The organism is Streptomyces sp. NPDC059092 (genome assembly GCF_042756365.1).
GTDB lineage: Bacteria > Actinomycetota > Actinomycetes > Streptomycetales > Streptomycetaceae > Streptomyces.
In genome coordinates, this window is record NZ_JBHZEJ010000072.1 from 35093 (window position 1) to 45800 (window position 10708).

General features: G+C 72.4%; 9 protein-coding genes, 5 tRNA genes and 2 pseudogenes. 8 read left to right on the forward strand and 8 right to left on the reverse strand.

The genetic code is table 11. The features are described from left to right. Positions 1 to 1233: 1233 nt before the first annotated feature. Positions 1234 to 1449, reverse strand: a pseudogene (gene tnpA / locus ACFXPL_RS30750) (IS200/IS605 family transposase); the annotation flags it as partial. Positions 1450 to 1932: 483 nt separating this feature from the next. On the opposite strand from tnpA, the pseudogene ACFXPL_RS30755 reads away from it, so the two are divergent. Next, positions 1933 to 2088: pseudogene (locus ACFXPL_RS30755) on the forward strand (TrmH family RNA methyltransferase); the annotation flags it as partial. 49 nt (positions 2089 to 2137) lie between these two features. Here the strand turns inward: ACFXPL_RS30755 and ACFXPL_RS30760 are convergent. Further along, entirely contained in the window at positions 2138 to 3409 is a 1272-nt protein-coding gene (locus ACFXPL_RS30760) for a serine/threonine-protein kinase (protein ID WP_384925776.1), read from the reverse strand. A gap of 634 nt (positions 3410 to 4043) precedes the next feature. On the opposite strand from ACFXPL_RS30760, the gene ACFXPL_RS30765 reads away from it, so the two are divergent. The 3 genes from ACFXPL_RS30765 (at position 4044) to ACFXPL_RS30775 (ending at position 5857) form a co-directional block, all read left to right on the forward strand. Then, positions 4044 to 4250 carry a hypothetical protein gene (locus ACFXPL_RS30765; protein ID WP_384925757.1) on the forward strand — a complete coding sequence of 69 codons (207 nt, stop codon included), beginning with the start codon at positions 4044 to 4046 and terminating at the stop codon, positions 4248 to 4250. A 214-nt stretch (positions 4251 to 4464) separates the two neighbouring features. Beyond that, complete coding sequence (locus ACFXPL_RS30770; RefSeq protein ID WP_384925759.1) at positions 4465 to 5490, forward strand: phosphotransferase; 1026 nt, start codon at positions 4465 to 4467, stop codon at positions 5488 to 5490. Positions 5491 to 5557: 67 nt separating this feature from the next. Then, positions 5558 to 5857, forward strand: a complete 300-nt coding sequence (locus tag ACFXPL_RS30775) for a zf-TFIIB domain-containing protein (protein WP_384925761.1) — start codon at positions 5558 to 5560, stop codon at positions 5855 to 5857. Positions 5858 to 5916: 59 nt separating this feature from the next. Here ACFXPL_RS30775 and ACFXPL_RS30780 read toward each other — a convergent pair. From ACFXPL_RS30780 to ACFXPL_RS30800, 5 genes are all read right to left on the reverse strand, one after another. Further along, positions 5917 to 5991 (reverse strand) — tRNA-Val (locus tag ACFXPL_RS30780). 46 nt (positions 5992 to 6037) lie between these two features. Continuing rightward, positions 6038 to 6109 (reverse strand) — tRNA-Val (locus tag ACFXPL_RS30785). Positions 6110 to 6129: 20 nt separating this feature from the next. Next, positions 6130 to 6201 (reverse strand) — tRNA-Val (locus ACFXPL_RS30790). A gap of 1 nt (position 6202) precedes the next feature. After that, positions 6203 to 6276: transfer RNA gene (locus ACFXPL_RS30795), tRNA-Cys, on the reverse strand. Between the two features lie 36 nt (positions 6277 to 6312). Beyond that, positions 6313 to 6385 (reverse strand) — tRNA-Gly (locus ACFXPL_RS30800). Positions 6386 to 6543: 158 nt separating this feature from the next. Here ACFXPL_RS30800 and ACFXPL_RS30805 point away from each other — a divergent pair. The 3 genes from ACFXPL_RS30805 (at position 6544) to ACFXPL_RS30815 (ending at position 9394) form a co-directional block, all read left to right on the forward strand. Continuing rightward, entirely contained in the window at positions 6544 to 7665 is a 1122-nt protein-coding gene (locus tag ACFXPL_RS30805) for a chorismate-binding protein (RefSeq protein ID WP_384925762.1), read from the forward strand. Then, positions 7665 to 8486, forward strand: coding sequence for an aminotransferase class IV (locus ACFXPL_RS30810; RefSeq protein WP_384925764.1), 822 nt, complete (start codon positions 7665 to 7667; stop codon positions 8484 to 8486). Before ACFXPL_RS30805 ends, ACFXPL_RS30810 begins: the two co-directional genes overlap by 1 nt. 68 nt (positions 8487 to 8554) lie before the next feature. After that, positions 8555 to 9394: a GNAT family N-acetyltransferase gene (locus tag ACFXPL_RS30815; protein WP_384925766.1), complete on the forward strand. Its 840-nt coding sequence runs from the start codon at positions 8555 to 8557 to the stop codon at positions 9392 to 9394. A gap of 34 nt (positions 9395 to 9428) precedes the next feature. Here ACFXPL_RS30815 and ACFXPL_RS30820 read toward each other — a convergent pair whose 3' ends face one another. Then, positions 9429 to 9947 (reverse strand): DsbA family protein, encoded by a 519-nt coding sequence (locus ACFXPL_RS30820; RefSeq protein ID WP_384925768.1) that lies wholly within the window; start codon positions 9945 to 9947, stop codon positions 9429 to 9431. A gap of 212 nt (positions 9948 to 10159) precedes the next feature. Here ACFXPL_RS30820 and ACFXPL_RS30825 point away from each other — a divergent pair, with 212 nt between their 5' ends. Then, positions 10160 to 10606 carry a hypothetical protein gene (locus ACFXPL_RS30825; RefSeq protein ID WP_384925770.1) on the forward strand — a complete coding sequence of 149 codons (447 nt, stop codon included), beginning with the start codon at positions 10160 to 10162 and terminating at the stop codon, positions 10604 to 10606. Positions 10607 to 10708 lie beyond the last annotated feature (102 nt).

The window sequence follows — 10708 nt, forward strand, 5'->3', positions numbered from 1 at the left end:
TGCTATGGCGGGAAACAGGGTCGGAGAACATGGCGCGTGCGGTAAGGTGCCGTTCCTCATGGAGCCCATGTCTGCCGACGACAGCGACATCAGCGGCCACCGTGACCAGTACCGGGACGCCCTCCGGCCTCGCTCTTTCACAGGGCGTGGTGTCCGACAGCTGGTCAAGCAACCGAAGTGCGCCTCTGACCAGCAAGAATGAGGATCGCAGAGGTCCTTGTTCCTGCCGCCGCCGGAGGCGCTTCCCAGGTGAAGAAGCGTATCGGCTCCTACCCGCGTGACCGCTTCGAGGGCGGGCCGGGCGGGCGGTCTCGCGGGCAGGTGACGTCTTGCTGGTGGAGACGGCCCGGAAGACCACCGCCCGGCCACCGCCTGGACGGCCGCCGCCGAGCCGGGCGGTGAGATCCGCGCGGGTGCCTTGGTGGCCGAACTCGACGGCGACTGCCTCAAGGGCCGGCCGGCGGGATGCGGCCGATCGTGCGCAAGGAATGCCCGCATCGGGGATGCCGGTCCGGTAGTTGATCCCGACGCCCCGACACGCGTCCTGACTGCTCATGCCCTGGTCCGTGAGCCGGAAGTATTCCTCCCGCTCACGGGCCGGCCGCCGAGGCCGACCGGAAGGCTGGTCAGTGCGTTGTCCGTGACATTGAGGTATCGCAGGTCGGACAGTTTGCACGACGATTCGGGGACGCTCTGGAGAGCGTTGTTTCCGGCGTGGAGACAGCGATCGGGCGCCGGGCGGTTCGCCGATGTCCTCAGGTAATTCCTTGAGGCGGTTGTCACCAGAATCGAGGGCGTGAAGGTGCTTGAGGCTGCGCAGCTCGGTCAGCTCGGGGAGTCAATGTGGAGCGAATGCCAGTTGGTTCTTGTAAAGGCTGAGCGCCTCAAGGTCGGCCAGGTCAGGAGGGAATCCGGCAGGGACGTGATGGCCGGAGCGTCGAGTCGCACCTCAGTAGGGGTGCTCAAATTATTCGGCCCTGAAGGGATTTCTGGCAGATCGTTGTGGGAGAGGTCGAGCACCCGCAGATGGCGCAGGCCTTCGAGTGACGGTGGACCCGGTCGATCCCCACATGCCGAACGGAGAACCCGACAACTCTGCCCAGCGCGTTCTTCTCCAGGCGGGCTTTGTCGTGGTGCTCGCCGTCGCTGTTCTCGTCCATCTCTCTCTTCGGAGGGAATCCCCGCTTCTGGGCGAGGAGAGAATCCGTTCTCAGGGCTGCTCCGACTCGCAGGCTACGACGGGAGTTTTCGCTGCTCGATGTACTGCTTGACGATGCTCAGCGGCCCGCCGCAGGACCCGGCGAAGTAGGAGCCGGACCAGAACCTGCCGTGCATGATGAAGCGGCTGACGCGGCCGGTGAACTCCTGCCGCAGGTGGCGGGAGGACACGCCCTTGAGTGAGTTGACCAGGGAGGACGGGGCGACCTTCGGCGAGTAGTGCACCAGCAGGCGACACCGTGGACTTCCCCAAGGACGGGGACCGCTGCCGGTGGGATTCCGCACGCCCCCGTGCCCCGCGTGCGCTTCCAGGGCGTCGGGCACGTCAAGGTCAACCAGCACCGGCCGGTGACCGGCAAGGTCAGGACCGTGCCGGTCACGCGTGAGGGCCGTACGTGGTTCGTCGTGCTGACCGCCGAGCAGACCCGGTCCGAGCCGTTACCCGCGCCGCAAGGCCGGGGACCGCACCCGCGACCACCGGCGCGCCGTGGAACGCGTCGCCCCCTCGCCACGGCAACGTGCGCCGCCGGCGGCTCGACCACGCGCACAGGACCGCGCTCAGCCTGGTGCGTGAGCACGACTTCATCGCGCACGAAGACCTCAAGATCCGCAGCATGAGCAGGGCCCCGCACCGAAGCCCGACCCCGGGAAGCCGGGCAGAGTGGCCGGCCCCAGCGATCCGCCGAAATATTGCGCGGACCCGCTCCACCGCCGCTCGGGGCGGAGGGCGACGGGCTGTCCCGGCGGGCGCTGGACTCCGCCGACGCCTGGGTCCGTATCCCGATGGCGCACGGCGTGGACTCGCTGAACGTGGGCGCCGCCGCGGCGGTCGCCTTCCACCCGGTCACGACGGGCCGCCCGGAGAACTGAAGGCCCCGGCCACAACCCCCGGAGCGTCCCGGGCCCCCGGCGGAACCCCTCAGAGCTGCTGCGCCGCCGCGATCCCCAGCGCGACGATGAGCGTCACGACGACGAAGACGATCAGCCGCTGCCGCAGCAGCCGCGGGTTCGCGGGCCGCAGCTTGGACGAACGCGTCCGCGGCCCCGACGCCGGCCGGCCGTTCGTCCGGCCCGCGCCGCGGGCCGGGTCCCGGGGCCGCGGGGGCCGGGTGGACCCCGCGCGTCCGCCGGAGGAGCCGGTCCGGCCGGACGTTCCGCCGGTACGGGAGGAGCCGGCGCCGCCCGTACGGGAAGCACCGCCCCCCGGGCGCGGCCCGGAGCCGTCCGGCGCCCCGGGCGCGCTCGCCCGGCCCTGCGAGCCGCGGGCGACCTCCCGCTCCGTGTACCGCTCGGTCAGCCCGCCACCCATGGGCTCCTGGCCGCCGCGCGTCCGCTGCACGGGCGGCCGGCTGTCGATGAGCCCCTGCGCCTCCCGCGCGGCGATCTCCTTGAGCCGCATCGAGAGCTGGAGGGTGCTGGGACGTTCCTCCGGGTCCTTCGCCAGGCAGGCCCGAACGAGCGGCGCGAGGGCGTCGGGCACACCGTGGAGGTGCGCCTCCTCGTGGACCACCCGGTAGAGCATCACCTCGGAGCTGCCGTGCCCGAACGGGGAGTCGGCGGTCGCCGCGTACGCCAGTGTGGCGCCCAGCGAGAAGACGTCCGTGGCGGGGGTGACGGCGGCTCCGCGCACCTGCTCGGGGGCGAGGAAGCCGGGTGATCCGACCGCCGTCCCGACGTGCGTCAGGGTGCTGGCGCCGGTGGCCCACGCGATGCCGAAGTCGATGATGCGCGGGCCCTTGGGGGAGAGCAGGATGTTCGACGGCTTCAGATCGCGGTGCACGACCCCGGCCTCGTGGACGGCGACCAGGCCTTCGGAGAGCGCGGCGCCCACCGAGGCGACCTCGGCCGCGAGCAGCGGGCCTTCCTCGTTTACCTTGTCGTGGAGCGAGGGGCCGGGGACGTACTGGGTCGCGAACCACGGGCGGTCGGCGTCCAGGTCGGCGGCGACCAGCCGGGCCGTACAGCCGCCGCGGATGCGCCGCGCGGCGGAGACCTCGCGGGCGAACCGTGACCGGAACTCCTGGTCCTCCGCCAGGTCGGGCCGGATCACCTTCAGCGCGACCCGCTGGCCGCGCCGGTCGGAACCGAGGTAGACGACGCCCATGCCGCCCGCCCCGAGCCGTCGGTGGAGTCTGAACGAGCCGACGACACGCGGGTCCTCGCGCCGGAGCCGCATCATCGCCATGTCCATCCCCGCTGCCCGGTCGTCCGTGTGACGTGCCACAGCTTACGTACCTGCGCCCGGGTGCGCTCATAGGCCGCGCCCTCGCGCACCGACCGATTGTCAGTGCGGAGCGGCGAAATTGAAGAATGGTCAGTCATCGGACCGTCCGCGCGGCCCGGCCGCCGCGGTTCCCAAGGGGCGTGCCCGGAAAGGGGATTGGAGGGAAGGAGTGCGCGGTGGTTCCGTTCCCCGGCGGGGGAGCGGGGGCGTGAGAGATGTCACCAGAAGTGGATCAGCGCGGGGCCCGGTGGCGGATCAGGGTCGCGCGGGCGCGGGACCGGGGGTGAGCGGACGCCGGATCACCCGCCCGAGCAGCCGCTTCCCCGGTTACGCGCCTCATCCTTACGGGCGAGAGGCCGGTCCTCCGTAAGACGTCGCGGATCATCCCCTCCGGGAAGACCCCAACTCCCGGAGCCCGCTCTCCACCCAGGGGAGTACGCCGCCGGTCCACGGCTCATCCTCCGGGAGGCCCGGCAATAGGTACGCGGGCATGACGCCCCGACTTCCAGGTGTCCCTAATGTTGAGATCAAGCGGCGGGTGAGGAACTCGTCCCCCGAGGTCGGATACTCGCCGCTGTCGAATCGGGACAGGAGAAGGACCATGGCGGACACGGCAGCGCGGGCAATGATCCGCACGCAGGGACGTAGGGCGTACGCCGCGTTCGGCGGACGCCGGTCCGGTACGCGCCACCCGCTGGTGGCGACGGCCATGGTTCTTCCTCTGGCGGCCCTGCTCGTCGTCGTCTTCGGCGGCTGGGAAGCAGTGGTCACACAAGCGTCGTCCGTGGGCGTGATGCTGGGGCGCTGAACGGCGCCCCGGACCCGGGAGAGCGGCCCGGGTCGGGGACATCCGGCCAACAACCCCGTGGGGACGGGGGTGCGGCGGACGGCAGCGATGGGCCGGTCAGCTGGGGAGCTGACCGGCCCTCGCGCTTTTCCGTACCGGTACGGTCGCCGCCCGGACGGCCCGGCGGCGGCGTACGCTCCACGCCCGAACACCTTCGCCTCTCCCGGGGACCACCGTGACCGCATCCGTCGTCCGCGCGCTCGCCGACGTCGCCCGCGCCGCGGCCCACCCGCCCCCGGCGCACGCCCCCGCTCCGTCTCCCGAGCCCTGCCGGGTCTGCCGCGTCTGCCGGCAGAGCGTCACCGTCCTCGCCGACCGGCCCGACGGCACTGTCGTACGGCACGGCGCGGCCGTCGCCAAGGCACACGCCGACGGGACGGATCCCGCCGAGCACCGCGCCAGACTCGCCGTCGCCGCGCACCCCCGGCTCGCCGGGATCCTGCTGCCGCCCCTCTCCATCACCACCGGGGACGTGGACGGACGGCCGGTCACCGCATGGCCCTACGGGACCCCGGTCGACCCCGCCGACCCCGACGCCGCCCCCTGGGAGCAGGCCGGGACGCTCATCGCCCGGCTGCACTCCGTACCGCCCGCCGCCCTGGCCGCTCCCGCGGACGGGATCCGTTCCGTCCCTGCCGCCCTGCCCGCCATGCGCGGCCCCGCCAAGGCCGCCCGCGCCCTCGCCCGGCTGCGCGCCGCCGGCCCGCACCCGGCCGCGGTACCCGTGCGGCACGCCTGGGAACGGCTTCCCGCCTGGGCCCGTGGCGAGGCGCCGCCACCGGTTCCGTACGCCCTGTGCCACGGTGATCTGCACCTCGGCCAGCTCGTACGCCACCCCGCCCCCGACGGCCGCTGGCTTCTCATCGACGTGGACGACCTCGGACTCGGCGCCCCCGCCTGGGACTTGGCGCGCCCCGCCGCCTGGTACGCGACCGGGCTGCTGCCGCCTGAGCCCTGGCAGCGGTTCCTCGGCGCCTACCGGGCCGCGCGGGGACCCGCCGTGCCCGCGGATCCCGCCGCCGACCCCTGGCCGTACCTGGACGTCGCCGCCCGCGCCCTCACCGTGCAGACCGCCGCGCTCGCCGTCGTCAAGGCCGTCGCCGAGGACCGGGAGCTGGACGAGGTGGAGCTGTTGATGATCGATGCCTGTGCCCGGATCACGGGCCTCGCAACCGAGTTGGGTCCGGAGGCGTCGTCGTAGGGTGAACGGATCGTCGTCGGGAGCGTGTTCCGGCGATGCCGGACGAACGACGAGGAGCGATTCGACCATGCAGTGTCCCAAGTGCCGTGCCCCGATGCAGACGTACAACCGCAACGGCGTCCAGATAGAACAGTGCGGCGGTTGCCGGGGGATCTTCCTCGACTACGGCGAGCTGGAGTCCCTGACCCGCCTGGAGTCGCAGTGGACGCAGCAGGCGCCGCACGTACAGCAGGCCCCGCCGCCGCAGGCGTACCCGGCGGCCCCGGCCCCCGCCTGGGGCGCCCCGCAGCACGGCGGCCCCTACGGAGGTCACCACGGCGGGCACCACCGTCACAAGAGCTTCGGGCGGATGCTCTTCTCCTCCTGACGACAGCGGGGCGCGCACGAAAGAACCCCCGGTCGCCGAGGCGGCCGGGGGTTCCGTGGTGGTGCGCGATACTGGGATTGAACCAGTGACCTCTTCCGTGTCAGGGAAGCGCTCTCCCGCTGAGCTAATCGCGCAGGTCATTCGTACGGGTACTGCGTCATGCGGGTACTGCGTGCTGCGTGCGCGATACTGGGATTGAACCAGTGACCTCTTCCGTGTCAGGGAAGCGCTCTCCCGCTGAGCTAATCGCGCGGGAATCCAGAAGGATCCAGTGGACGATACTGGGATTGAACCAGTGACCTCTTCCGTGTCAGGGAAGCGCTCTCCCGCTGAGCTAATCGTCCTTGGAGGTGGAGACGGGATTTGAACCCGTGTAGACGGCTTTGCAGGCCGTTGCCTCGCCTCTCGGCCACTCCACCAGGAGTGTGGGGGTTCGGGAAAACGCCCCACCATCGAGCGGACGACCAGGTTCGAACTGGCGACCTCAACCTTGGCAAGGTTGCGCTCTACCAACTGAGCTACGTCCGCATGCCGTTTCCCGGGCCCGTCTGCGCGGCCCGGCGACGTGTTGAACTCTAGCGGATTCCCGGGCCAGCACAAAAACGCGTTTCCGCAGCGTGACGCGGTACGTTCGCCACGGGTTCGGCCCGGAGCCGCTCAGTGGTGCCTGTTCTAGACTCGCAACTGTGCACGACCTCGCTCCTCTGGCCCGCTTCGGCGGCCTCGTCGCCTCCGGTCTGCGGGATGTCACCCACGATCCGGAGGCGCTCGACTCCGCCGGGTTCTGGGCCGTCGCCGCGGACTTCGAAGGCCGTCTCACCTGCGCCCGTTTCGACGACGTACGGCGCGAAGCGGTGCCCGCACCGGTCCCCGGGCAGTGGCGGGGCCCCGACGCCGGTGACTGGACGTCGTCCCTCGACCGCGCCGCGTACACGAAGGGTGTGCGCCGGATCCGTGAGTACATCGCGGCGGGCGACGTCTACCAGGCCAACCTCTGCCGCGTCCTCTCCGCCCCGCTGCCCGCGTCCGCCGCGACCGACCCCACCTCCGCCGATGTCGACGCGCTCACCGCCCTGCTCGCCCGCGACAACCCGGCCCCGTACGCCGGGACGGTCCGGCTGCCCGCGCACGGCGTGGAGATCGCCACCGCCTCGCCCGAGCTGTATCTGCGCCGGGAGGGCCGCACCGTCGAGTCGGGGCCGATCAAGGGCACCGGACGGACCGCCGCCGACCTGCTGGAGAAGGACTTCGCCGAGAACGTGATGATCGTGGACCTCGTCCGCAACGACCTGGGCCGTGTCTGCGCCGGCGGATCCGTCACCGTTCCCGCCCTGTGCGCCCTCGAACCCCACCCCGGTCTGGTCCATCTCGTCTCGACCGTACGGGGCGAACTCACCGAGCGCGCCGGATGGCCCGGGCTGTTCGCCGCCACGTTCCCGCCCGGCTCGGTCACCGGCGCCCCCAAGTCCAGCGCGCTGACGATCATCGAAGAGCTGGAGACCGCCCCGCGCGGCCCCTACTGCGGTGGCATCGGCTGGGTCGACGCCGACCGGGGCACGGCCGCGCTGGCCGTCGGGATCCGTACGTTCTGGATCGACCGCGCCACCCACCCCCGCCCCGTCCTGTGCTTCGGCGCGGGCGCCGGGATCACCTGGGGCTCCGACCCGGAGGGGGAGTGGGCCGAGACCGAGCTGAAGGCGTCCCGGCTGCTCGCGATAGCGTCGGGCACGTACCAGCCCGGAGCCGACGACTCCGGAACGGCCGGGGCCGGCGCCGGTGCGACAGCGATCAGCGGAAGGACCGTGTGATGAGTATCTGGGTCAACGGAGCGCTCCACCCGGCCGACGCCGCCCGGGTGTCCGTGCTCGACCATGGACTGACCGTCGGCGACGGCGTCTTCGAGACGGTGAAGGCCGTCCGGGGCCACCCCTTCGCCCTCACCCGCCACCTGCGCAGGCTGGCCCGCTCCGCGCACGGCCTCGGCCTGCCGGAGCCCGACCTGGACGAGGTGCGCCGCGCCTGTACGGCCGTGCTCGACGCCAACCCGATGGAACGGGGCCGGCTGCGCGTCACGTACACCGGGGGAGTCTCCCCGCTCGGCTCGGACCGCGGCGACGCCGGCGCCACCCTGGTCGTCGCCATCGGCGAGACGGAGCGCCGCCCGGACACCACCGCCGCCGTCACCGTCCCCTGGACCCGTAACGAACGCGGCGCGCTCACCGGGCTCAAGACCACGTCGTACGGGGAGAACGTCGTCGCGCTCGCCCACGCGCACGAGCGGGGCGCCGGCGAGGCGCTCTTCGCCAACACCACCGGCGCGCTCTGCGAGGGCACCGGCTCCAACGTGTTCGTCGTCCTCGACGGCGTGCTGCACACCCCGCCCCTCGCATCGGGCTGTCTGGCCGGCATCACCCGCGAACTGACCGTCGAATGGTGCGGCGCCCGCGAGACGGACCTGCCGTTCGACGCCCTGGAACACGCCGAGGAGATCTTCCTGACGTCGACGCTGCGCGACGTCCAGGCCGTCCACCGCGTCGACGGCCGCGCCCTCGACCACGCTCCGGGGCCGGTGACCGGCAAGGCGATGCGCGTCTTCGAGGAGCGGTCCGGCGCCGATCTCGACCCGTAGGCCTTCACCGAGCTTCCCGGGTCTTGAAGGGGTGACGAGCACGCGTCCGCGAGGGTAGAACTCCCCTGATGACCACCACCCTGCGGCCCACCGGACCGCTTCAACAGGCCGACGACGGCACGAAGTCACGCTCCTACGAGGTGTGCGTGAACGGCCGCCCCGCCGGAGCGGTCGAGATCGCCACGGACCCCGGCTTCGCCCACCGGGCCGGCCTCGTCCGCTCACTCCGGATCGACGGGCCCGACCGCCGCCGCGGCCGGGCCACCGTGGCCGTGCTCGCCGCCGAGGAGGTGCTGCGCGGCTGGGGCTGCGACCAGGTGCAGGCGCTCGTACCGGCCGGTGCCGAAGCGGCGCTGCGCCTGGCGGAGAGCCTGGGATACACCGAACGCAGCCGCAACATGGACAAGGAACTCTCCCCGGAGCCCCCGGCGCTCCCCGAGGGCGTCGAGGGCCGCCCCATGACCGAGGCGGAGTACGCGGCCTGGCGCGCCGGCTCCGTCGACGACTTCGCACGGAGCTGGACCGACCGCGGCGTACCGCCCGAGCAGGCCCGCGCCAAGTCGGAGGCGAGCCACCGCGACAACCTCGCGCGGGGGCTCGCCACACCGGGCGTCTCGTTCACCGTCCTCGTCCGCGAGGGAGCCGCCGTGGGCCATGTCTGGGTCGCGTCGCGCGAGGTGCGCCCCGGCCGGCCCGGCTCGTACGTGTACGACGTGGAAGTGGCCGAGGACCAGCGCGGCAAGGGGTACGGCCGCGCCCTGATGCTGCTCGCCGAGCGGGTCGCCCTGGAGTCGGGACCGCCCCTGCTGGGGCTGCACGTCTTCACGACCAACACTCCCGCGCTGCGGCTCTACACCTCGCTCGGATACCGGACGACGCAGTACAACTTCTTCCGGCCGCTCCTCTGATCGGCCTGCGGACCGCGGCCGGTCCCACGACGGCCTACGGCGTGCCGTCGGCCAGCAGCCGGTCGGCGATCGCCTCGATGCGCTCCCGCAGGCCCTCCTGGCTCTTGCCGCCGTCCAGCCGCTCCCCGCCGATGACGTACGTGGGCGTACCGGTCACCCCGATCGCCTTGCCCTCGGCCTCGTCGGCGTCGACGGCCAGCAGATGCCGGCCGTCGATCAGAGCGGTGTCGAACTCCTCGGCGTCCAGCCCCAGTTCGCGCGCCACCTCCAGCAGGAACGGCTCGCCCCGGGCGGTCAGCTCCCCGGTCCCGGCCAGGACGGCCTCCACGTACGGCCAGCCGCTGCCCTGCTCGGCGGCCTCCTCGGCGGCCTGGGCGGCGGCGTACGCGTGCCGGTGCTTCTCCAGCGGGAAGTGCCGCAGCCGTACGTCCAGCCTGTCGCCGTAGCGGGCGCGCAGCGCGCGGACGTCCTCAAGGGCGCGGTCGCAGTCGGGGCACTGGAGTTCGCACCAGAGGTCGAGGACGACGGGGCGCGGGGTGGTGGAGTCGTTCATGGCCCCAGTCTTCCAGCAGGCCGGCCCTCCGATGTCCGAGGGCGGTACTCGTCCCCGGGGACCGCCGACCGGGACCTGGGGACGACATCGCCCCCGAGATCTCCCCCAGATCCGCCGGTCGGGGCCCCGCACCGTGGCCCCGACCCCGGTGCCAGGTGCAGGATGGAGGGGAGACGAGTTCGGCTGTTGACGCGTGATGCCTGGAGGACCCGATGATTGCCGAGACCATTTGCTCCGCGGTGTCAGCGGCGGGCCTGGGCATCGCCGTGATCACGGCGTACCGCAAGCGGTTCCTCGCCGCGACCAGGATCGCCGCGTACGCGCTGGTCCCGGTGGGTCTGGTGATGACGGGCGTCGTGCAGTGGGCCGCGAGCACGGCCTTCAGCCCGGTCGCCTGGGCGGGCTTCGGGGTGCTCGCGGTGGCGTGGGTGCTCTTCATGACGACGCGCGCGGTGGAGCGGCGCGGTGGGGGTACGCGCAAGGAGCGCAGGGCCGCGGCGAAGGCGGCCAGGGACGGGGCGGTCGAACCGGCCGCCTCCGCGCCCTCACTGGGCGCCGGTGCCGGGCCCGCCGACCGGCCCCGGGCGAAGCCGGAGCCCGTGCGGTCCGGGGACGACTTCAGCGACATCGAGGCGATCCTGAAGAAGCACGGCATCTGAGCCGCTCCTAGGGCGTGTTTCGAAAGTAGCGCCGTCCGCCCGTAGGGCGGGGCCTGCGGCGTCCGGTGCACTGCACTCGCTCCGCTCGCTCCGTCTCGGCGC